We start from the raw sequence: 22527 nt of genomic DNA, 5'->3' as shown, positions 1-22527 counted from the left end.
GTCCGAAGGAGACGCCGATGACTTCTGCGACCACCCCCGCCGCCAAGACCGCGACACCCGACCTGTCGGAGGGGGAGCGCGAACGCCTCGACGCCGCGATCGCCGAGCTCCACGTCGGGAGCCGCACCTGGTCGGCGCTGACTCTCGCGCAGCGCGTCACCCTGCTGCACGGGGTGCGCACGAGCGTCGCGGCGGCAGCCGAGGACTGGGCGAACACCGCCGCCGCGTCGAAGGGCCTCGACGGGCGGCATCCGCTGCGCGGCGAGGAATGGCTCAGCGGGCCGTACAGCGTGCTCGGAGCCATCGACGCCTACATCGAGACCCTCTCGCGGCTCGCGAACGGCACCAATCCGCTCGACGGCGTCAGGATCGACCGGGCGCCCGGCGGACGCACCCGCGTGCATGCCTTCCCACTGACCGGCATCGACCGGTTCCTGCTCTCGGGCTACACGGGTGAGGTCTGGCTCGAGCCGGGCATCACGCCGAACGCCGCACGGGCGGCGGCCGGCCTGGCTCAGCGTACGCCGTCGGAGACCGGGGGCGTGGGCCTCGTGCTCGGCGCGGGCAACATCACCTCGATCCCGGTGCTCGACGTGCTCTACGAGCTCCTCGCCCACAATCGCACGGCTCTCCTCAAGGTCAACCCGACGCAGGATGCCCTCGTGCCGGTGTACAAGCGCGCCTTCGCGCCGCTCATCGCCCTCGGACTGCTCCGGATCGTGCGCGGCGGGCCCGCCGTGGGCGCATATCTGACCGGCCACCCCGACCTCGCGCACGTGCACATCACGGGTTCGGCTGCGACGTTCGACGCGATCGTCTGGGGCACGGGGTCAGCCGCCACACGTCGCCGCCGCGAGAACCGCCCGACACTGAAGAAGCCCATCACCGCCGAGCTCGGCGGGGTGTCGCCGATCATCATCGTGCCCGGCGACTGGACGGCCGCCGACCTGACCTACCAGGCCGAGCATGTCGCGACCATGCGTCTGCAGAACAGCGGCCACAACTGCATCGCCGGCCAGGTCGTCATCATGTCGTCCGACTGGGCGCAGGCCGACGACTTCCGTGCAGCCCTGCGCCGCGCGTACGCGAACGCCCCCGAGCGACCGATCTGGTACCCCGGCTCACCGTCGCGGATGGACCTCGCGACCGACGCCTACCCCGACGCCCTCGTACTCGGCGATCGACTGCTGATCGAGATCGAGGAGGGCGACGATGCGGCCGCGCTGCAGCACACCGAGTACTTCGCGCCCGTGCTGGGCGTCGTCTCGCTCACCGGCACCGGACAGGAGTTCCTCGACTCGGCGGTGGCCTACGCGAACGAGCAGCTGCAGGGCACGCTCGGGGCCAACCTGCTGATCGCCCCGGCGACCGAGAAGATGCTCGGCGCGGGGTTCGACCGGGCGATCGCGGCCCTGCGCTACGGCTCGATCGCGATCAACGGATGGACCGCCTTCGGCTTCATCACGCCGACCCTCACCTGGGGAGCATTCCCGGGCAGCACGATCGACGACGTCGGCAGCGGCATCGGAGTCGTGCACAACGCCCTCCTGCTCGACGGTGTCGAACGTTCGGTGATCCGCGGCCCCTTCCGGCCGTTCCCCCGTTCGCTGCCGATCGCCAACGGAGGCGGGCGCCTCACGATCCTCCCGAAGCCGCCGTGGTTCGTGTCCGCACGCACCGGGGCCGAGGTGAGCGAGGGCCTGACCCGATTCCGCGCGAACGGCGGGACCGTCGGGCTGCTGAAGACGCTCACGAAGGCACTGCGGGCCTGACACGCGCCCGCCGATGGCCCGGTCGCCCGGTCGCCTCAGGTCACCTCCGGCTCAGTGCGCGAAGCGGTCGGTCGCGGCGCGCAGCGCGCGCTGGATGCCGGGCTCGGCGGCCGAGTGACCGGCATCGTCGACCACGACGAACTCCGCCTCCGGCCAGGCCGTGTGCAGATCCCACGCGGTCATCATCGGCGTGCACACGTCGTGGCGGCCCTGCACGATCACGGTCGGGATGTGCCGGATGGCGTCGACCCCGGCGATCAGCTGCCCCTCCGACCACCATCCGCGGTTCACGAAGAAGTGGTTCTCGATGCGGGCGAACGCGGTCGCGGTGCGCGGGTCCGACATCGCCTCGATCTGGGCCGCGTCCGGGCGCAGGGTGACGGTCGACGCCTCCCACCGCGACCACGCGACCGCCGCCGGCTCATGCACGGCGGGATCCGGATCGAACAGGCGCCGGTGGTAGGCCTCGATCATGTGCGAGCGCTCGAGCACCGGGATCGGAGCGAGGAACTCCTCCCACAGGTCCGGGAAGAGCGCCGCGGCACCGCCCTCGTAGAACCACTCCAGCTCTTCGCGACGCAGCGTGAAGATGCCGCGCAGGACGAGCTCGCTGACGGCATCCGGATGCGCCTGCGCATAGGCGAGCGCGAGCGCACTCCCCCATGACCCGCCGAACACCTGCCACCTCTCGATGCCGAGGTTGCGTCGGAGCAGCTCGATGTCGGCGATCAGGTGCGCGGTGGTGACGAAGCGGAGGTCGGTGTCGGGCGCGCTCGCGTGCGGGGTACTGCGTCCGCAGCCGCGCTGGTCGAGCAGCACGATGCGATACACCTCGGGGTCGAAGAACCGGCGCTGCCAGGCGGAGGTGCCGCTTCCGGGGCCGCCGTGCAGGAACACCACGGGCTTGCCCTCGCGGTTGCCGCTGACCTCCCAGTACATCCGGTGCCCGTCGCCCACGAGCAGCTCGCCGCTCTCGTGCGGCTCGATCGGCGGATACAGCGCATCCAGGTTCATCGTCATCGACCCCCGGGTCAAAGCAGTCCAACAGAGACCACGCTAGCGTGATCAGATGAGTTTCACGCCCCTGCGCTCCAAGTCGCGCAACCTGTACACCTGGTTCGCCACGCGCCCCGACCTGTTCGAGCCCGAGCGTTCGCCGCGCAAGACCATGGGCTGGGGAATCGTCGCCGGGATCATGGTGGTGCTGGCGCTGCTCGTCTACCTCAACCCGACCGGGACGGTCGAGCTGCTGGGCGGGCGCATCAGGGGCGGTCTCGCCATCGCCGCCGCGTTCGCGTTGCCGCCGGTGATCTTCGTCGCGAGCATCGTCATGATCTTCGTCGGCGCGCGACGGTGGCGGGTGAAGGGCGGCGGGGTGCTGCTGAACCCGGTGATCCACAGCTACAGCCCCGGCTTCCCGATCGAGCAGGTGCTCGCAGCGCTTCGCCAGGGCAGCGCCGACAGCGCGGGCGTGATCTCCGCCCTCCGAGCGGTGCAGAAGGATGCCGGCGACCAGCGTCTGCTCACGATCTGGTCATCGGCCGCGGATCGCGCGATGTACGTCGGCCTGATCCGCGTCGACGGCGACGACAAGCTCTGGATCGACACCGAGCCCTTCGCGATCGCGCCCGATCGCTACTTCGACGCGAAGAAGCACGACCTGGCCGCGTCGCTCGGCAAGACGAGCATCGACGGGGTCTGAGGCGAGCGGCCTCTAGAGCTCGTCTCCGGACACGGTGAGAGGCTGCCCGCACACCTGGAGGCCGTTCTGGTATCCGTCCGCGAACCACGCCTTGCGCTGCACGCTGGTGCCGTGCGTGAAGCTCTCGGGGTTGACCGTGCCCGACGACTGCTGCTGGATGTTGTCGTCGCCGACCGTGTTCGCCGCGTTCAGAGCATCCTCGAGCTCCGTCTCGGTCGGTGCGAGGAGGTAGGGCACGCCGTTCTTGTCCTTCTCCCTGGTCATCTGCCCGATCCACGCTCCGGCGTAGCAGTCGGCCTGCAGCTCGATGCGCACACCGTTGCTGTCTGGGCCGGTGCCGTTGTTGGGGTAGTCGGTCATGACGCCGGTGATGTTCTGGATGTGGTGGCCCCACTCGTGCCCCACGATGTAGAGCTGGGCGAGGTCTCCCGCGGATGCTCCGAACTGCTGCTGCATGAGGTCGAAGAACGTGGGGTCGATGTAGACGGTCTCGTCCGGCGGGCAGTAGAAGGGACCCACGGCGTTCGAGGCGGTGCCGCACGCCGTCGAGGTCGCACCGTCGACGATCACGAGCTGAGGTGCGCGATAGGGGTCGACCTCGTCCTCCCAGTAGCCGTCGAGGGCCAGCTGCGAGGCCGCCACCCGGCAGTCGACGTTCTCGTTCGCATCCTCGCCGGTCAGGCAGTTCTCGATCACGCTGCCGCCCTGCGGCTCCGACCCGCCGCCGGTCGTGCCGCCTCCGCCGAGCAACCCGGTCAGGTCGATACCGAGCAGCGGCCCGGCGATGAGCGCGATGATTCCGAGCAGGCCGACTCCGCCGGCTCCGGCGACGACGGCGCCGCGGCCTCGACGGCGGGCGGTGTTGCCCGAGACATCGGCATCTGGGTTGAAGGTCATGCCACGAGGGTACTCTGCGACACGGCCCGCTCACGGTCGTAGGCTCGTGTCATGACGACCACGATCACGCTGACCGGTGCAGGCGGACAGATCGGATACGCGCTGCTCTTCCGCATCGCCGCCGGAGACCTGCTCGGCCCCGACGAGAAGGTGCGGCTGCGACTGCTCGAGATCCCGCAGGGTCTGGGCGCCGCCGAGGGCGCCGCGCTCGAGCTGCAGGACGGCGCCTTCGGGCTGCTCGAGCACGTCGAGGTGACCGACGACCCCGCCGTGGGCTTCGACGGCTGCGACCTCGCGCTGCTCGTCGGCGCGCGCCCGCGCGGACCCGGCATGGAACGAGGCGACCTGCTGGCGGCCAACGCCGGGATCTTCGGACCGCAGGGTGCGGCGATCGCCGCCCACGCGTCATCAGACGTGCGCGTGACCGTGGTGGGGAACCCGGCGAACACGAACGCGCTCATCGCCGCCGCATCCGCCGACGGCGTCCCCGCCGAACGGTTCAGCGCGCTCACCCGCCTCGACGAGAACCGCGCCAGGGCGCAGCTCGCGCAGACGCTGGCGGTGCCGGTCGACACGGTGCGACGCGTGCCGATCTGGGGCAACCACTCGGCCACGCAGTTCCCCGACGTGACGTACGCGACGGTCGGCGGGCGACCGGTGACCGACGCCCTCGAGGCCATCGTGGGCGACGTGCCCACGTGGCTCGACGAGACGTTCATTCCCCGGGTCGCGAAGCGCGGTGCCGAGATCATCCAGGTGCGCGGCTCCTCGTCCGTCGCATCCGCCGCCAACGCGACGATCGAGCACGTGCGCGACTGGGTGCGCGGCACCGACGACTGGACGTCGGCAGCCGTCGTGTCGTACGGCGAGTACGGCGTGCCGGAGGGCCTGATCTCGTCGTTCCCGGTGCGCTCGGTCGACGGAGAGTGGCGGATCGTCGAGGGACTCGAGATCAGCGACCGGGCACGGGCGCGCATCGATGCCTCGGTCGCCGAGCTCGTCGAGGAGCGCGACGCGGTTCGAGCCCTCGGGATGCTCTGAAAGGTCACCACGCACGGGCCGGGCAGGGCAGAATGGATGCCGGAGGTGCGCGATGAGCGAGACGATCGATCCGATGAAGGCGACGGCATACGTCGAGGATGCCCTGACGAGCCCGCTGCACCTGCCGCACGCCGCTGCGGAGTGCCCGAAGTGCTTCACCGAGCTGCAGCAGAACCGTGACTTCTGGCTCGCCCGCCCCGACGGGTCACGCCTGGTCGGACTCGTGGTGGCACGCGAGGGAATGCCTTCGGTGGTCGAACAGCGTGACGACCTGACCCGGTTCGGCGTGCCGATCGAAGGCTTCCGTCATCCCGCGCCCGACATCCTCGAGAGCTGGAGCGATCGACTCACGCGGCTCATCGCCACGCTGAAGCCCGGCGACGTGCTCGTCGTCGCGAACATCAACGCCCTCGGCCGCGATGCCGAAGAGGGTGCTCGCACCGCGAAGGACCTCCGCAGCCACGGCATCATTGTCAAGGTGCTGAACCACAACGCCCGTCACCTGGCAGACGCGACCCGCTGACCGCTGCGGGCGGTTCGGGGCCGATCAGCTCGAGGCGAGCCCGAGACCGAGCAGCTCGAGCGATTCGACGCCACGGTCCATCCGCTCGACGCGCTCGGCGGACCACGTCTCACCCTCCGGCATGCGCTCCGCCTCGCGCCATGCGCGATAGCCGAGGTCGTCGGGGCTGTCGACACCGTAGGCATCCCGAAGCGCGACGACGCAGCGCTCCGCCAGCTGCGCATACTCGGAGGTGAGGGCGGGGAGGCCCAGCGACGACGACCAGTTCGGCTGCGCGACGGTCGGCGCGGTCCAGCCGGCGGCGCTCAGCACCGACTCGTCGGCATCCGCCACGACGTCCGTCGCCGGAGCCTCGGCGTCGAGCCGATCGGCCTGTCCGGCGAACTGCACGTAGCGCGCAGGATCAGCTTCGGAGGCGACGATCAGGAAGACCCGGTCGGACACGTGGCGGAAGGTCGACGCGAGTCGCGTCCCGAAGTCATCCCAGTCCGACATCAGCGATCACCGAGCTTCCGCTCGACATCAGCGCCCTGCGGCGTCTCGAAGCGCACGTTCAGTCCGCGCGGCAGGAAGTTGAACGCGACGCGCGACCCTCCGGCGGCGTCCCAGCGCGCCGTGGTCCATTTGTCGGTTCTCCGCAGATCGGGCTTGCCCCAGCGGGCCTCCCCCTCGCGCACCATGAGGGCGAAGTTGTCGCTGAGGAATGCCGTCGATTCGGGTGTGACGTCGCGGATCGTGTCGGTGGTGTCGAAGGAGAGCTCTCGCATCTGATCCTTGACGGCGATCGTCATCACGTCCGGCACGGCGAGTCCGGTCACAGTGTTCATCAGATACCGCGTGCCGTTCTCGACCTCGATGCTCCAGCCGAAGCGTTCGACGGCCAGCTGCTGCGCCTCGTCTTCGGTCAGCGGCCACGGAGCGGCTGTCCAGAAGTCGACGATGTCGCAGACCTCGGTGGGAGTCATTGCTTTCCAGCTCATAGAAGAACCCTATCGATCACGTCTGCTGACGACTGTCATTCCGCTTCGCCCGCGGCGGCGTCAGTGAGGATCTCGGTCTGCTCCTCGCCGAGGCCTGAGATCTCGGATGCCGAGACGACACCCTCGTAGACGCCGGCGTCCGACTTGGTCAGCCCCAGGGACTCGGCGTCGATCGCATCGTGTCCGAGGAAGACGATGTGCGCACGATCCCCCGACTCGCCTCGCTCGAGCCCGACGAGCTGCACACGGCGATTCTGCCAGCGTCCGACGACGCGCACGGCGTAGATGCGGTCGACCCGGTCGCGCGACGTCGCGGCCCACCAGACCCCGCGCGAGGACTGCTGCATACCCTCGCGCTGCTCGGGCGAGCACAGGATGATCGTGCCATCGGGCAGCACATCGGCGAGCAGGCGTTCCCCGTCAGCCTCTGCCCAGATCCCCACCAGCTCGGGTGAACGGAGCGGGACGGTCGGGAGTCCGAAGTCCGGACGGACCGACACCCAGCCGGTGGCGACGTAGGCATAGCCCGCGAGGATCTCCTCGCGTCCGTCGGCGTGCGCACGCCACAGGCTCGTCCCGGCAGGCAGCGCGCTCGGCGCGAGCCACCAGTACGGCACCATGGCGGACGCGCTCTCGACGAATCCTGTGCCGCTGAGCGGCGCGTGGTCGCGGAACGGCGGGATGACGTCGCCGGTACCGGGCGACTCGAGCGCGAGGTACGACGCGGCCGGTATCCGGAGCGTGTCGATGTACGGGGCGTCGGCGGTGAACGGCGAGCCGGGGAAGCCCAGACCGAGCTCTGCGAACAGCGCGGACGGCGTCTTCGCCGACGCCACGTCGTCGCGACGTACGACGTATCCTGCGACCCACCCGAGCCCCTGGCTCAACCACGCGCGACCTCGCGAGGGTGTCACGGCCAGGATGAGTTCGGTCATGGTCTTCCTCCGGGGGCGGTCAGCCACGGTGCGGGCACCGGGGTGCGAGTCTCGGTGATGCGCAGATCCCGATCGTCCGCCGGGATGAGCTTCACCCAGGCGTCGCGCTCAAAGCTATCAAACCCGTTCTCGGGCGCCCTCGGATCCTTGGTGACCGCCATGACTCGACCCTGGTTGCTCGGAGAGAGTTCGACCGCGATCCTGCGGTAGACGCCGGCGTGCGAGATCCGGAAGCATTCGAGCTTCTCCGTCGGATCGATCTTCCGTTCGAAACGCTCGGGCGCATGCTTCGTGAAGGCGGCCTTCTCGAATCCGGCCGTCGCCCTGTCTGTCTGCAGCACCCACCCCGAGCCTTTCCGCTCGAGCCGGTAGTCGACACCCTTCCACCGGGCGTGCAGCCCCCGCTTCTCCAGCGCGCCGGTCACGAGCCCGAGCCGGGGGCGAAGAATCCGCGACCGGGGATGTAGATGCCGACCAGACGCGGACCGTCGGGGCCGACAGCCCACAGACGCGCCCCCTCGGACAGATCCATCCGCGCGGACGCCTCGTACTCCGGCCGCCAGACGTCGTCGCGGTTCAGCAGGAACCCGGACCCGGCGAACGGCTGGTCGTACTCGGCGGTGCCCCCGAACTCCGGAGAGAACGGCACACCCAGGAGGTCGACGTCCTGCGTCTGGAACTCGATGAAGCCGTAGGAGTCGGCACCGGGCACCGTGTACGGGTTGGTCTGGCCGCTGTTGGGCGTGTAGTCCAGACGGGCGTCGGCGACGACCTGATCGAGTCCGCCCCACGGGTTCAGGTCACTCGCTCGGGCCACGAATCCGCCGACCTGCGGCCCGTACTGACCGTACTGGTAGAGGCTGACATCGTCGAACGGGATCACCTTGACCAGGTGCGTGTCCGGCGTCGGAGCGTCGATGAGGCTGCGCAGCTCGAGCAGCTGAGCGCGCTGGTCCTGCGAGAGCTGCGACGCCGGCGTGTGCCGCAGGTCGTGGAGGTCCTGGTTGGACAGCCCGTGCTCGTCCGCGAAGTCTCGGATGATCTGGTCGGAGCTGCGGTCGGGACCGCCGCCGTGTCCGCCGCCGTTCGCGGGATCGACGGGGTCTCCGCCGTCGGCGCCGTCGAGGTCGCCGTCTGTCGCGCCGCTGGCGTTCTCACCGCCGCTCGGCGTCGCCTCGGTGGCGGGGCCTTCAGCCGCACCGGATGCGGGGCCGTCCGTCGTGGTGTGCGCGGATCCGGCATCCTGCGTGGTGTGCGGTGCGTGCGTCGTGTCTGCAGCCGCCGCGGGGCGGACGTCGGCGTCGACAACCGGTGCCGCCGTTCCCGCTGCGTGAGTGCTCGGAGACGTGCCGCTCGCTGCGCTGCCGTGCGGCAGCGTGGCGGAGGCGTCGGAACCGGGCACGCGGACCTGACTGCGATCGATCTGGAACTCGGTCACACGGATGCTGCCGTCAGGGCGTGCCTGAACCAGCTCGTAGCGCACGTCCAGTGTGCCGTTGCGGATCGCCTCCACCACCCGAGGATCAGCGTCCGGGCTGTTCACATACGCGTCGAGGTTGTCCTGCAGACGCGTGTCACGGCCGGCGATGTCGTTGAGGTACGACGTGGTTCCCTGCTCGGCGCGCACGCCGTCGACCGTGCGGTAGCCGAGCGACGAACCGCCGCCCTTCGCTTCGTAGACGTGCAGGGTCGGCGAGGGATCGCCCGTGACCGTGACGTGGTCGAACTGGCCCGCGCCCGCACCGCCCGGGGCGATGATGGTCGTCTCTCCTCGAGCTGCCGACACGGAACCGGCCGCCTGGTCGCCGAGGGACTCCGACGATCCGCGCAGGTCAGCGAGCGCCGTCCGCGCCTCGCTCACCGATCGCTGCAGATCTGCAGCCTGACGAGGCGTGATGTCTCCGCTGGTCCGCAGATCGGCGATCGTGTTGAAGGCGTCTTCCGAGCGTCCTCGCAGGACGTGCGGGTCGATGCCTGCAGCATGGGCGAGCTCGTCGAGCCGCGTGGCTGCGGCGCTCGCGTCGGCCTGCAGATCGTTGCGCTGATCGACCCGGGCATCGTGCGCGGTCTGAGCGTCGCCGTCGAGCGTGACCTCTGTGGTCTCGCCGCGCACCGCACGGTCGACGGGCATGTCATCGACGTCGGGCCGGTTGTTGTCGGGCACGAACTGGTGCGTGTCCTCGTCGTGCAGACGACCGGTGCGATCGCGATACGTGTCGGCGGGGTCGCCCTCGAGGGTGCGGCGGCCATCCTCGCGTTCGAGGTAGTCGCGGCCGTGCGCATCCTGCGCCGGACCGCCGTCGCCCCACTGCGTCGGCTGGTCGCCGGTCGACGAACCGGCGTCGGCCGGGCTGTGGACGGGGGCGTCGTCGGCATCCGCGCCGTCGGCCGTCGGGTCCGCGCCGTCGGTGTCGCCGCCGTCGCCGGTGCCGTCTCCGGTGCCGTCGGCAGTGCCGTCGGCGGTGGGATCGACGCCGAGGTCTCCGTCTGCATCGACGGGGGGCGCGGTGTCGAGGTCGAGATCGACGTCGGTGTCGGTCGGCGCGGTGGAGTCGCCGTGCGACGACGGGCCGCCCTCGGGCGAGGCGGAGTCGCCCGCCGTGCCCGCACCGGTGCCCGTCGAGCCTCCGGCACCCGAACCGGCAGGAGCGGAGTCGCCCGAGCCAGCAGGAGCGGAGTCACCCGAACCAGCGGGAGCAGAGTCACCCGAACCGGCAGGAGCGGAGTCGCCCGAGCCAGCGGGAGCGGAGTCACCCGAACCAGCGGGAGCCGAATCGCCCGAACCCGCGGGAGCCGAATCGCCCGAGCCCGCGGGAGCAGAGTCACCCGAACCCGCGGGAGCAGAGTCACCCGAACCCGCGGGAGCAGAGTCACCCGAACCCGCGGGAGCAGAGTCACCCGAACCAGCGGGAGCCGAGTCACCCGATCCTCCGAGCGACGACGAGTCGCCGCCGTTGCCCACCGGCGCTGCGGGGGTGTCGGTCGTGGTCGAGCCGCTGCCGTCGGAGCCCGAGGTCGAGTTCGACGAGTCGCCACCCGTCGAGGTGCTCTCTGGAGCAGGACTGTTGTCGGGAGCAGGACTGTTGTCGGGAGCAGGACTGTTGTCGCCGCCGCCGGAGGCACCGCTGTCGCCGCCGGAAGTACCGCCGTTGCTCTCGGGCGTGACGTGGATGTCGGTCGCCGCAGGCGCGTCTCCGTGGTTCGACGACGCAGCTCCGCCGTCCCCACCGCTTCCGCTGACGTCGCCGCCCTGGCCGCTGGGACCGTCGTAGTCGGAGCGGGGCGGAGCACCGCCGTCGCCACCCGAGGCGTTCGCGGCATCGCCGGTCCCGGAGGGGCCGTCGTAGTCATTGACGTGCACGCCGCCGCCGCCGTTGCCGCCGGACGCTGCGCCGGGGTTGCGACGGCCGGGGAGTCGTGCCGAGCCTGCGACGCCGAGCCCGGTGCCCATGGCGATGGCCGCGCCGGTGATGTCCTCGCCGCGCACGGCGAGGTCGACCACCGTGCCGCCTGCACCGCCGGCTCCGTTGGCCAGCGCCTGCACGACGAAACGCTCGCCGGCCCTGCCGAACGGAGCCGTGAGCGCTGCGGTGACCGAGCTGCCGGCGAAGCCGGAGAGGAAGGCCGCGCCGTAGTTGGCCTCGCCGCCCTGCACGGTCTCGGCGATGACGGACGAGCCGGTGCCGGAGACCACTTCGATGCCGACACGGGTGAGCTTCGGGAACTTCGTCGCGGCGCGGGCGAGCCCGGGGACGATCGCGCGGAGCCGCATCGCGAGTCGCGTGGCGGTGGCCACGCATCGGGCGACGAGAGCACCGATGCGTCCGCCCACCGCGATGACGCGAGCCGTGATGGCCGCGGCACCCGCGACGCCGGCGGCGCCGAAGGTCACGAACGACAGCGCGAAGCTGAGGCCTGCGCCGGCGATGACCTCGATCACCAGCTGCGCGAGCATCTGACGGGTCTCTTCGAGCGTGTCGCGGATGGTCTGCGCGTACTCGGCGCAGATGTCGTCGATCTGACCGATGCCCTCGTCGGCGCTGAGGAAGGTGGTCAGGCCGTCGGCGAAGTCGTCGACCTTCTGCTGGATCGCTGCGATCTCGCCGCTGTCGATGCCTGCCAGCGAGTTGTCCGCGAGACGGATGTCGGTGCGCAGACTCTGGATGTCGCTGAGAATGCCGGACCAGGCTCGCCCCGCTGCTTCGAGCTGCTCGGGGTCGCCGTCGGGGAACAGCGTGCCGATGAAGTTGAGGATCTGATCCCACACCCACACGGCTGCGCTGTCGAGGCCCTGCACCATGGTGTCGGGTCGACCGCCGAACGCGGAGGGCGGAGGAGCGACGCTGGACTCGGCGATCTCCGGGCGGAGCACGAATGCGGCCGACGCGTCGTAGACGATGCGCTCGGCGTTCGCGTTGGCCTGCGCGTGGGTTCCGCCGGACGCCATGAGCGCCCTGTCGAGGCCGCGGGTCGCCACGGCGATGTCGTAGAGCGTCTGCAGGGCAGCCGCCGCCATCTGGTCGTAGGACTCTGCGAAGGACTCGCCTCCGGGGTCGGTTCCGGCGATGCCGCCGAAGCCGCTGAGCGAACCGCGCGCCTCGATCGCGTAGTTGAGCGCCTGCTGGGAGATGCCGTCGAATGCGTCTGCTGCCGCGGAGTACTTCGCGGGGTCGATTCTCACCATCGGATCACACCGCCACAGGTCCGCCGCCGCCACCGGCGCCACCGCCGCCCCACATGCTGCCGACCGACGACTGCGCCGTCTCGTACTGCGTGGCGGCTTCACCGGCCCAGGTGGCGAGGTACTCGGCGTAGGAGGTGAGCAGAGAGGCGCCGACCTGCCAGGTCTGCACGCAGTTCACGAACTCGGTGTTCGCGATACCGCTCCACTGCGCGCTCACCGCGCCGGTCGCCCCGGCCGCATGCGTCTGCAGTTCGGTGCAGTAGCCGTGCAGCTGCTTCAGTGCGGACTCGAGTCCGCGGATGTCAGCCGTCTCGTACGTGTGCAGGCCGCTCATGCGCTGTCTCCCCTGGTGACGCTGGCGTCGATGGTCACATCGGCAGGCATGGCCTGCACGTTCTCGGTGGTGAAGGATGCCGTCGCGGCAGACGCCTGAGGGGCGCCGCCGCTGCCTCCGCCGCCACTGCCGGGCATGCGGATGTTGACGTTCGACGACCGCGAGGCGGCCGTCAGCTGGGCCTCGTTGCCGTCGTAGGTGCTCTGCCCGCTCTGCAGGCGCACCGCGATGCTCATCAGCGCCTCGCGGGTCACCCCCGCGCTGTTGAGGAACTCCGTCCACTCCGCGAGGAACGCGTCAGCTGCGCTCCCCGTCCAGGTCGACCCGACGACCGCGTTGACCGCGGCCGTGACCTGTGCGAGCTGCGCGTCGAACTGCGCGACCGCTCCGGTCATGGACGACGCCGAGAACCCCAGCGCCGGTGTGGACACATGGAACTGCACCACGAGGCACCCCCCTCACATCAGCAGACCCGGCGCACCGGGCCGATGGACTTACGAACGGAAGCTGTTGCCGATGTTGTTCTCGGACTCCTCGTAGGCGAGTGCGGCCTTCGAGAGCTGGTCGCTGATGCCGTTCAGCGACTCCTTGAGCTGGATGCCCGCCGCGTCCCACTGCTCGTAGAGCTCGTTGAACGTCTGCGAAGCGGATCCGCCCCAGTCGCCGGCGATGAGGCCCTGAACGAGCGACTTGAGGTTTCCGAGCTGCGACTCGATCGACGTCGCACCGGATGCGAGCTGGTTCGCGACGCCTGCGAGCGACTCGGAAGTTACCTTGATCTCAGCCATGTCATACCCCCTGCTTGTGCGGCGATGCCGCGGAATTGGTCCGGGTACATTCGTAACACACGAGGGTGTCCTGAGCCGATGGGGAGAACTCCCCATGGGCCTCCCGCGGGGTCAGGCGACGAGCAGGACGGCGTCTCCGAGCAGCAGTCGATCGCCGGGGACCAGCGCAGTGGGCGTGCCGGCCACGAGCCCGTACTGGACGCCCTCACGCTCGAGGAGTGTGCCGTTCGCCGAGCCGGGGTCGGTCGCGATCACGGCGCCGGATGCGGGCGCCAGCACCAGGTGCACGCGCGACATGGCGCGGGCCGGGTCGTCGAGACGGATGGGGACGCCCTGGTACGCCGCCGCTCCGCGCTCGGGAGAGCGTCCGAAGACGAGGATCTGATCGAGGCCGAGGCGCTGACCGTCGGGCAGCGTCACGGTCGAGGCGAGCGCCGGAGCAGGAACCTCCACCTGCGGCGCCTCCACCTGCTGCGCAACCGCGGGCTGCGCGTCCGCGGGCCGCGCCGGTGCCGCCTGAGGCTCAGCGACGGGCGTGGGTGCCGGAGCCGACTGCGGAGCGGGAGCCGGCTGCGGAGCGTCGGCTGCCAGCGGCGCGGGCAGTGGCACGGGAGCGAGCGGCTCGCTGGGCCGCTGCGCGACGGGTGCGGCGGAGGACGAGGGCTTCGCGCCCCCGGGGAACGGAGGAACCGCGTTGCCGGCCATGCCGATGAGCTGTCCGCACGACGGGCAGAACATGCTGTCCGGTCGCACGGCCTCGCCGCAGAACCGGCACTGAGTGCTCATCGACTTTCTCTCTCCCCCGTTGTGGTCTTGTGGCAGCCGCGATCGCCGCCACAGCGCCCGCGTCAGTCTATCCCGCCTGCCGGACCCGGGATCCTCAGGCGGTCAGGTCGGGAACCTGCACCGGCATGTACGACCCGTCACTGAAGAACACACCGCTGCCCGGTGCCGCACGACCGACATGCGTGCGAGCGAGCTGCACGCCGAAAACCTGGGTGCCCACGATCGTCGACGGCGGCGAGAGCAGGATGCCGGCGCGGCCCTTCTTGGCCTCGGTCAACGCGATCGTGAGCGACGAACCCGCCGACTCGGCGCCGACTCCGACGATGAAGCGCGCGTGCGAGCGCGCAGCGCCCAGCGCGCGGTCGAGCGACGTGTCCCTGATCGACTCGCTGTCGTCGACCACGACCGTGAGGGGCTGGTCGGCGGGCGCGAGGGCCTCGGTGATCTCCTCATCCGGGGTGCGCGGCGACAGCACCGTCACGCCGTGGCTCTTCGCCACCTCGGCGAGGATCGACCCGTCGCGGGCGACGACGACCATCGGGGTCTTGTGCCAGCCGAGCTGATGCGCGATCGCGGCGAGCGTGTGCGTCTTGCCGCTGCGCCGATCGCCGGCGACGACGAACCCGCCGATGCCGGGCCAGTCGATGGTCACCCGTGAGAGCTGATCGCCGCCGACCGCGACGACGGGTGTCTCGGACGCGGTGCCTCCCATGACCGGCAGCGAGTGCACCACGCTGAGGCCGATGCGCGAGGGCAGCGGGTCGACACGCATGGGCTGCGGCAGCTCCGAGAGCTGCGGGAACTGCCCGAAGTGTCCCCTGACGTACTCGACGATGCCTCGGGCTGCGGCCGTCTGCCCTTCACCGCTCGGGTCGGCCGAGAGCACGGCGAACTGGGCCTCGGTGCCCTCCGAGCCGAAGAGCGCACGCCCCGGGGGCATGTTCGGCGCGATGTCGCGGATCATGATTCCCGCGCCGCGGTAGTCGTTGATGTCGCGCATCCGCAGCGCGTACTGGGTGTCGATGAACGTCGAGACCTTGTCCGCCGAGATCGAGCGATCGGCGGTGAGGATCAGACGCAGGCCGACGGCCGGTCCCTCGCGGAGCAGGCGCATGACCTGGTCTCGCACGAGCACCATGTCATCGGCGCTCATCGAGGCACCGAGGCGCTCCCAGCCGTCGATGACGACGATGTTGTAGGGCAGCGCGTCACGAGCATCCGCCTGCCTCCGCTGCTCTCCGATGCTGCCGACGCCCGCGCGGGCGAGCAGCGCCTGTCGACGCGAGAGGTCCATGCCGAGGCGATCGAGCAGTCGTGGCAGACGACCGGCGTCCTGCGGCGTGATCACCGCACCCGTGTGCGGGGCGTCGGCGAACGGCAGCAACGCTCCGGTGCCGTAGTCGACCGCGTAGATGTGCAGGTCTGCGGGGGTGAACCGCTGCACGGCCTGCGCGAGGAGCGTGCGCACCGCGGTCGTGCGCCCGGATCGGCTGCCGCCGAAGAAGAGCAGGTGCGAGCCGGTGAGCGCGTTCCAGACGAGCGGGCGCTGGTTCTGCTTCGAGGGCACGTCGACGAGGCCGAGCACGAGCCCGCCGTCGGGGGCCGACGACTCGTCGAAGCGATCGAGCGGAAGCAGATCCGGCAGCGGCAGCAGCCACGGCGACGGGCTGCGTTCGATGCCGAGGGCGGCCGCCGCCTGACCGGCGAGCTGCACGAGACCGCGCAGGTCGGTGTCGTCCTGATCCGGGCGGTGCGACTGCGTCTCTGCGGCGGGGAACCGGGGCGGCAGGCCCACGGTCTGCCAGTCGAAGCGCGCGGCGGGCGGCAGCACGCGCGTCGTGCGCTGGTGCCCGATGCGGAGCCCCGCCACACGGGCGGTCTGGAACGGTGCGGGCGCGGCGTCGAGGCCCGCGCGCACGTAGCCGCGGCCGGGGGTGGCCGCCGAGATCAGTGCGGCGTCGGGGACGCCGATGATGTCGGTCGAATCGGCGCGGTCGGTCACACGCAGCGCGATGCGCAGGTTGATGTTCGACTGCATCTCGGGCGTGATGACGCCCGAGGGGCGCTGCGTGGCGAGCACGAGGTTGACCCCGAGCGACCGCCCGACACGGGCGATGCGCACGAGACCGTTGATGAAGTCGGGCAGCTCGGTCTTCAGCTCGGCGAACTCGTCGACCACGATCATCAGACGGGCGAGGCCGAGGCGTGCTGCGGCCTCAGCATCCTTCTCCCACGCGGCGTCGACGTCTTTCGCGCCGATCTCGTCGCGGAGCACCCGCTCGCGGCGCTTGAGCTCGGCGTCGAGCGAGGCGAGTGCACGCTCGGTCTCGCGGGCGTCGAGGTTCGTCACCATGCCGACCGTGTGCGGCAGACGGGCGCAGTCGGCGAAGGCGGATCCGCCCTTGTAGTCGATGAGCACGAAGTTCAGGGCGTCCGGCCGGTTGGCCAGAGCGAGCGAGATCACCAGCGCCTGCAGGAACTCCGACTTTCCCGAACCCGTTGTTCCGGCGACGAGCGCGTGCGGACCGTCGGTCGCGATGTCGATCGCGTACTCGCCCTCGGCGCCGGCGCCGATGACGACGTACGACTGCCGCGGAACGACCTGCCACTGATCGATGATCGGCTGCGGATCGGTCAGATCGATGCCGAGCAGCTCGGTGTAGCGCACGCTGCTGGGCACCGTCGCATCGTCGCCGACACCGCGCACGTGTTCGATCGAGCACAGCGCGCGGGAGATCTCCTCGGCGTAGCCGACGCTCACCTGGTCGAGCAGCACGGGCGAGTGGTAGGCGTCGCCGGACTCCACACGGCCCAGCAACGGGTCGCCCGGGTCGGCCACGACGACCGTCGTCGCCTCTTCGGGCAGACGGGAGCGGTCGGAGTCGATCGCGATCACGTGGATGCCGTACGCGGCGCCCTGCTCGAGGATCGTCACCATGCCCGGCAGCATCCGGTATCGACGAGCACCGTCGACGACGAGGACGATCTGCGACTCGGAGTCGAGTCGGCGGTCCTTGCCGATCCGCATGCGGATGTCGAGCAGGGATCCGATCTCGCGGATGCGCTCGCGGCGGGTCAGGTCGGTGTTGCCGATGAGGGCGACGGGGCCGATGCCCGGCTGTGCATGCGGGAGCCACTGCACCCACGACCAGGCGTGCTCCTGGTCGCGATCGCAGAGCACGGCCACCTGGAGGTCGCGCGGCGAGCGCAGCGAGACGAGCGCGGTGAGCATGGCGCGCACGACGCCGGTCGCCACATCCGACGGACCTGCGACGCCGACGGGACCGGAGGCGAGATCGACCGCCACGGGTGAGGGTGAGACGCCGACCCGCCTGTCGTCTCGTCGTTCCTTCTGGGGCCCGCCTTCGAAGCGCACCTCCAGCGGTACGTCGGCGACGCCGACGCGCGCGCGCAGAGCATCCTCTTCACCCCGGCGCCGCTCCCACAGACGCGAGAGCGGACGCGTGACCACATCGCGGATGTACACCGGGTCGAGGTGGTGGTACCAGCTCGTCAGCCGCTGCTGACGCACATGCACCGCGATGCGCTTGCGCGCCGAGTCGATCTCTTCGATCCAGTCGGCCTCGCTGCGCTCGCCCTTGCGACGGGCGAGCTTCTTGTTCGCGAAGAACGAGCCGATCACCATGACGGGCGAAGCGGCGGCCATCAGCAGCATGATCGGCCGCTGGAAGACGAAGGCGAGGGTGATGCCGAGGACCACGGGCACGATCGCCGAGAGCCAGGGCAGCGGAGACGCATCCTGCTCCTCCGGCTTGTCGCCGGGGAGAGTGATCACGGGCGGGATCTGCGACGGACGGATGCGCGACGGGCGGTTGAACGCGCGGGCGCCGACCTCGTCGATCGTGATGTCGGCGTCGGATGCCGGTGCCGCACCGATCCGGATCACACTGCTGCCGAGCTGGATCAGGTCGGCAGGGACGATGTCGGCGGACCGGGCGTCGGTCGTGCCGTTGACGACGAGCTCCGCCTCGGGAGAGGTCAGCTCGACGTGCGCGGTCAGGGGCAGCAGCGACCCGTCGTCGGCGATGCCGCCCGAGACGGTGATCGTCGCGTGCTCCTCGCTGAGGTGGGGGTCCGCGACGCGCACAGAGGCGGTCGACCCGCGACCGATGGTCGTCGCGACGCCGGGGGTCATCGGCACGGACTCGCCGGCGAACGGGCCCGCGACGAACTCGAGACGCAGTGCGCCGGGCTCGAGCACCACGGGATGACGGGAGGGCACGACGACACCGCTGCGGATGCCGGAGACGGTGAAGGCCGACGCCGGGTCGGTGCCCGGCGCGAGCTCGTCGGCGGGGACGTCGAGCGACTCGCCGATCTCGGAGATCGTGGTGGCCTCATCGACCTTGACGATCCAGGATTCGGGTTGGGGTGCGCCGGGGCGGTCGGCGACGGTCAGCCGAAGGCTCATGATGCGGGTATCCCTTCCAGAAGCCGGGCCAGGCCGGCGAGCGGAACTGCGTCGTCGGCCTGCTGCTCGTCGACGGGGGCCGAGACGAGAGACAGCGGCGCTTCACTCTCCCACGAGGGAGCGACGAGCTCGGTGACATCCGCGTCGGCGTCATCGGTGATGCTGCCCCAGGTGAGACGGCCGTCATCGTCGACGGCGCGGAAGAACAGCTGTGCCGGACCTTTGCCTGTGCGTTCGACGGCGCCGTCTTCGGTGCACCGCAGACCGATGGACTGGGGTGAGCTGCAGACGACCGTGGCATCGCCGCCCCAGATCAGATCGGAGATGTCGAGCTTCTCGGCGTCTCCGGTGACGTGCAGCGCACCGAGGGTCGGCGCGGGAGCGGTGACGAACGTCACGGTGAGCTCGACCGAGACGGCCTGCCCCGCATCATCGGTGATCGTGAGCGGAACGATCGCGTCACCGGAGTTTTCCCCTCGGAGCGCGAGATGCGTCTCGCTGACCCCGGCGGAGACTCCGGCGGGGAGGGTGTCGACGCGGATGCTCGCTCCCCCGTCGGTCGTGCAGACCGCGCACGTGATGCCGAGGGCTGAGAGAGGCACGAGGGTCTGCTCTCCGACGACGATCGGAAGGTCGAGGCGCCCGAGGGCGATCTCGGGGATCGGCGGGAGCTCGAGCCGTATTCGATAGGCGACCGAGATGGTCGTGGATCCCGAGACCTGAGGCACGGTGAGCGTCTGCTCCCCGAGCTCGGTGTCGAAGCCGGCCGACACGAGCGTCACGGAGTCGTCGGCGCAGCTGACCTGGATGCCGTCGAGATCTCCGACGCCCGAGCAGTCGATCAGCCATCCCTCGCCGGGGCGGATCTCGGTCACGTCGGAGTACGAGACCTCCACGGCCCCGCCCTGGGGCGGTGCGGCTGCCTCGGTCGCGGTGTCGGCGGCCGCGGACGAGATCGCGGGCCACACCGTGAGGGCACCCAGCAGTGCGACGAGAGCGAGAGCTCGTCGCCGGCGTCGGTGCGTCGAGGTCATGAGACTCCAGGATCGGCGGCGGGCCATGACTAGGATAGACGCGCCCGACCACGACGGAGAATCTGCACAGATCGATGAGCGACATCCCGCGCACACGCCGGCAGCAGAACGCTGCGTCGGTCGGCGAGCGACCGGCGAACGGCATGATCACGGCCGCGCCCGTGCCCTGGACCTCCGCCCGCACAGCCGCACCCGCAGCCCTCGACGGCCAGCTCGGCTGGGACTCGCCTCGCCCGAGCATGCAGGTCGCGCCCGGCTCCATCCGCACGCTCGAGACCTCCGGCGACGTGCTGCCGGAGCTCGAGGAGGCTCCCGAGAAGCAGCGCCCGCTGTGGCGGCATCCCGCCTTCCTGATCTCCATCGGCACGACCGTTCTCGCCCTCATCGCCTTCGTGGTCTTCGTGATCGTCGGCGGCCTGTCGGGCTCGTCGAAGGCGACCGACCTCACCCTCGAGGTCACCGACAACGTGGTGCGCGCCGACTGGTCGGGCCCCGACGTGCCGTATCAGGTGATCGTCGTCGACGGCCCCTCGGGTCCGACGCTCGACGTGTCGCAGCTGGTCACGGGCACCGAGGCGTGGCTGCCGCGGGCCGCCGCGATCGTCGACGACGGCTCGTGCATCGTGGTGCGCCCCGCCGAGGGCAACGAGAAGGCCGAGGTCAAGCTCGACCGTGCCACGCTCGACGCCCAGGGCGCCGTCTCGGGGTGTGTCACCGATGCCTCGACGGAGTGACCTGCGGCTGACGGCCGTCATCCTGGGCTCCGCCCTGCTGCTCACCGGATGCTCGTCAGGAGCCGCACAGCCACCCGAGCCCGCCCCCAGCCCGACGCACATCGACCTGGGCGCCTGGGACGAGGAGACCGACGGCAACGGCATCGTGCTGCTGGATGCCGCCACCGCCAGGTCGGCCGTGCTCAGCGCGGTCCGCGAGGCGGGACCCGTGACCATGACCGGCACGTTCACGAACACCGCAGGGCGGGTTCTGACGGTCTCCGTACACGGCTCGAGCGAGGAGACGGTCGCCGAGTTCACGGTCGACGGGCAGTCGACCTCGGTCGCGATCAGCGACGGGCAGGCGTACATCCGACCCTCCGAGGCCACGGCGGGCGACGGCCTCACCCCCGACGAGTACTCCTGCGTCGCCGACGACGACCCCGCTCTGACGCGCTGGGGATCGCTGCTGCATCCGCTTCAGGCACTCGCCGAGCACACGTCCGATGCCTCGGCACTCGGTGCGCCGGCTGACGACGCGGTCGATCTCATCATGGGCGCCGACGGCACTCTCGGCGCACTGAGCGTGCAGACGCAGGGTCCGGCACTGCCCGTGTCGATCACGCGCGCCGACATCGCCGGCAGCCTGCAGCTGGAGTTCTCGGGGTGGGGCGATCCGGTGGATCTCCCCGATCTCGACTCCGCGGCGGGCTGCTGAGGACCCCGCCGGGGATCAGACGAATTCCGAGCCCTCCGGGGGCGCCCAGCGCGGCAGCCCGTTGCAGGCCGCGGCGACGCGGTGCAGACCGTACTGCGGGTGCGAGAATGCCTCCCACACGCCCGTCGTGTTCTTCGCCTCGGCCGCCTCGATCAGGGCGTCGAGGGTCCGCGGCGAGCCGGCCGCCCACTCGACGTAGTCGCTGCTGCCGACCCCGTCGGAACCGAGTTCGGCGATGGCCCGCACGTCCTCGGCCGCGCGGATGATGTCGGTGAAGCTCTGCGGGATGCGCTCATTGCACGACACGACGGCGACGGTCAGCGCCGTCACCGGGTCGACGAGCTGTTCGCATCGGCTGGCACGAAGATCGGCCATCATCTCCCTCTCATCCCTGCCCTGACGGGGCAGGCTTCTCAGGCCCGAGCAGGGCGAGCGTTCTGGCGTAGATCGTGGATCTGTCGGAGGTCACCTCGACGTCGACGCCGCTGCGCACACCGGCTATGCAGATCGCCGCGAGAGCGGCCCTGACGTTCTCGGCCGCGACCATCGTATCGACCGGCACCCGGATACCGCCGTGGGCGCCGATCACCTCGAAGATCCCGTGCAGGTCGTGCGGGGCTGCGTCGCGCAGAGCGCGCACCCCGCGCACTCCGAGCACGAACTCGGACTGCACGCGCCCCGCGGAACGCTCGATCGCGGCAGCGGGGCCGCGCAGCAGCGGCACGGCCGCACCGCGGTCATCGAAGCCGACCCCGCCGATCACCGCGGTCCAGGGCAGGTCGACATGCCCGGCGAGACGGATCCCCTCCGCGCTCACCACGAGGAAGTCATCGGTCGAGGCACGCCCCGCGCGCAGACGCCGGCGCAGCAACGCGAAGCGCACGAGGAGGACGATCGCCGCGATGGCGAGCAGCGCCAGCAGCAGCACGGTCACCGGGCCGCCGATGTGCAGGAAGAGCACCGCGAAGAACGTCACGACGGTCGAGAGCAGCACGACCCCCGCCACACCGATCACGACCGCGTTGACCCGCAGGCGCCGTCGCACCGCGGCGCGATCGAGAGGAGCGACGAACACCCTGCCGCTGCCGAAGAAGTCGCGCCACTCGTCCTCCTGCACGGAGGTGAGTCCCAGGGCGCTCAGCTCGTGCACGGAGCATCCGCCGTCATCCGGGGACAGGGCACCTGACG

Annotated in this window: 21 protein-coding genes; 6 read left to right on the top strand and 15 right to left on the bottom strand. The window is 70.5% G+C overall.

What is annotated here, in order from left to right:
* Positions 1-17: 17 nt before the first annotated feature.
* On the top strand, positions 18-1772 hold the full coding sequence (locus tag JOF42_RS05425) for an aldehyde dehydrogenase family protein (RefSeq protein ID WP_210096932.1): 1755 nt from the start codon (positions 18-20) through the stop codon (positions 1770-1772).
* A 51-nt stretch (positions 1773-1823) separates the two neighbouring features.
* Here the strand turns inward: JOF42_RS05425 and pip are convergent, their stop codons facing one another.
* On the bottom strand, positions 1824-2792 hold the full coding sequence (gene pip / locus JOF42_RS05420) for a prolyl aminopeptidase (protein WP_210096931.1): 969 nt from the start codon (positions 2790-2792) through the stop codon (positions 1824-1826).
* Positions 2793-2841: 49 nt separating this feature from the next.
* Between pip and JOF42_RS05415 the strand changes: the two genes are divergently transcribed.
* The gene (locus tag JOF42_RS05415) at positions 2842-3474 is read left to right on the top strand and encodes a hypothetical protein (protein WP_210096930.1); all 633 of its coding nucleotides are present in this window, start codon (positions 2842-2844) and stop codon (positions 3472-3474) included.
* Positions 3475-3486: 12 nt separating this feature from the next.
* Here JOF42_RS05415 and ypfJ read toward each other — a convergent pair whose 3' ends face one another.
* The gene (ypfJ, locus tag JOF42_RS05410) at positions 3487-4371 is read right to left on the bottom strand and encodes a KPN_02809 family neutral zinc metallopeptidase (protein ID WP_210096929.1); all 885 of its coding nucleotides are present in this window, start codon (positions 4369-4371) and stop codon (positions 3487-3489) included.
* Between the two features lie 51 nt (positions 4372-4422).
* Between ypfJ and JOF42_RS05405 the strand changes: the two genes are divergently transcribed.
* Together JOF42_RS05405 and JOF42_RS05400 are read left to right on the top strand one after the other, a co-directional pair.
* A complete protein-coding gene (locus tag JOF42_RS05405) occupies positions 4423-5412 on the top strand; it encodes a malate dehydrogenase (RefSeq protein ID WP_210096928.1) in 990 nt (329 codons plus the stop codon).
* Between the two features lie 52 nt (positions 5413-5464).
* A complete protein-coding gene (locus JOF42_RS05400) occupies positions 5465-5935 on the top strand; it encodes a recombinase family protein (RefSeq protein WP_210096927.1) in 471 nt (156 codons plus the stop codon).
* Between the two features lie 24 nt (positions 5936-5959).
* On the opposite strand, the gene JOF42_RS05395 is transcribed toward JOF42_RS05400, so the two are convergent.
* The 11 genes from JOF42_RS05395 to JOF42_RS05345 form a co-directional block, all read right to left on the bottom strand.
* A complete protein-coding gene (locus tag JOF42_RS05395) occupies positions 5960-6430 on the bottom strand; it encodes a TY-Chap domain-containing protein (RefSeq protein ID WP_210096926.1) in 471 nt (156 codons plus the stop codon).
* Positions 6430-6915 carry a DUF6301 family protein gene (locus tag JOF42_RS05390; RefSeq protein ID WP_210096925.1) on the bottom strand — a complete coding sequence of 162 codons (486 nt, stop codon included), beginning with the start codon at positions 6913-6915 and terminating at the stop codon, positions 6430-6432. Before JOF42_RS05390 ends, JOF42_RS05395 begins: the two co-directional genes overlap by 1 nt.
* Before the next feature lie 35 nt (positions 6916-6950).
* Positions 6951-7850: a hypothetical protein gene (locus JOF42_RS05385; RefSeq protein ID WP_210096924.1), complete on the bottom strand. Its 900-nt coding sequence runs from the start codon at positions 7848-7850 to the stop codon at positions 6951-6953.
* Complete coding sequence (locus JOF42_RS05380) at positions 7847-8275, bottom strand: UCP033725 family protein (protein WP_210096923.1); 429 nt, start codon at positions 8273-8275, stop codon at positions 7847-7849. The genes JOF42_RS05385 and JOF42_RS05380 overlap by 4 nt, the downstream gene beginning before the upstream one ends.
* Positions 8272-12531, bottom strand: coding sequence for a WXG100-like domain-containing protein (locus JOF42_RS05375; RefSeq protein ID WP_210096922.1), 4260 nt, complete (start codon positions 12529-12531; stop codon positions 8272-8274). Before JOF42_RS05375 ends, JOF42_RS05380 begins: the two co-directional genes overlap by 4 nt.
* A gap of 7 nt (positions 12532-12538) precedes the next feature.
* Positions 12539-12868 carry a hypothetical protein gene (locus JOF42_RS05370; protein WP_210096921.1) on the bottom strand — a complete coding sequence of 110 codons (330 nt, stop codon included), beginning with the start codon at positions 12866-12868 and terminating at the stop codon, positions 12539-12541.
* Positions 12865-13314 carry a WXG100 family type VII secretion target gene (locus JOF42_RS05365; RefSeq protein ID WP_210096920.1) on the bottom strand — a complete coding sequence of 150 codons (450 nt, stop codon included), beginning with the start codon at positions 13312-13314 and terminating at the stop codon, positions 12865-12867. The genes JOF42_RS05370 and JOF42_RS05365 overlap by 4 nt, the downstream gene beginning before the upstream one ends.
* A 48-nt stretch (positions 13315-13362) precedes the next feature.
* Positions 13363-13656 carry a WXG100 family type VII secretion target gene (locus tag JOF42_RS05360; RefSeq protein ID WP_060928559.1) on the bottom strand — a complete coding sequence of 98 codons (294 nt, stop codon included), beginning with the start codon at positions 13654-13656 and terminating at the stop codon, positions 13363-13365.
* Between the two features lie 111 nt (positions 13657-13767).
* Positions 13768-14442, bottom strand: a complete 675-nt coding sequence (locus JOF42_RS05355) for an FHA domain-containing protein (RefSeq protein ID WP_210096919.1) — start codon at positions 14440-14442, stop codon at positions 13768-13770.
* 94 nt (positions 14443-14536) lie between these two features.
* Entirely contained in the window at positions 14537-18874 is a 4338-nt protein-coding gene (locus JOF42_RS05350) for a type VII secretion EssC family protein (RefSeq protein ID WP_210096918.1), read from the bottom strand.
* Positions 18871-19908 carry a hypothetical protein gene (locus tag JOF42_RS05345; RefSeq protein ID WP_210096917.1) on the bottom strand — a complete coding sequence of 346 codons (1038 nt, stop codon included), beginning with the start codon at positions 19906-19908 and terminating at the stop codon, positions 18871-18873. Before JOF42_RS05345 ends, JOF42_RS05350 begins: the two co-directional genes overlap by 4 nt.
* Positions 19909-19982: 74 nt before the next feature.
* On the opposite strand from JOF42_RS05345, the gene JOF42_RS05340 reads away from it, so the two are divergent.
* Positions 19983-20642: a hypothetical protein gene (locus JOF42_RS05340; RefSeq protein ID WP_210096916.1), complete on the top strand. Its 660-nt coding sequence runs from the start codon at positions 19983-19985 to the stop codon at positions 20640-20642.
* Positions 20626-21339 (top strand): hypothetical protein, encoded by a 714-nt coding sequence (locus tag JOF42_RS05335; RefSeq protein ID WP_210096915.1) that lies wholly within the window; start codon positions 20626-20628, stop codon positions 21337-21339. Before JOF42_RS05340 ends, JOF42_RS05335 begins: the two co-directional genes overlap by 17 nt.
* Positions 21340-21354: 15 nt before the next feature.
* Here the strand turns inward: JOF42_RS05335 and JOF42_RS05330 are convergent, their stop codons facing one another.
* Positions 21355-21714 (bottom strand): hypothetical protein, encoded by a 360-nt coding sequence (locus tag JOF42_RS05330; RefSeq protein WP_210096914.1) that lies wholly within the window; start codon positions 21712-21714, stop codon positions 21355-21357.
* 10 nt (positions 21715-21724) lie between these two features.
* Complete coding sequence (locus JOF42_RS05325) at positions 21725-22489, bottom strand: hypothetical protein (RefSeq protein ID WP_210096913.1); 765 nt, start codon at positions 22487-22489, stop codon at positions 21725-21727.
* Positions 22490-22527: the final 38 nt, after the last annotated feature.

Source organism: Microbacterium phyllosphaerae, from assembly GCF_017876435.1.
In the GTDB taxonomy this organism is placed as follows: domain Bacteria; phylum Actinomycetota; class Actinomycetes; order Actinomycetales; family Microbacteriaceae; genus Microbacterium; species Microbacterium phyllosphaerae.
Note: the sequence above shows the minus strand (reverse complement) of the source record. Positions and strands in the feature narration are given on the sequence as shown.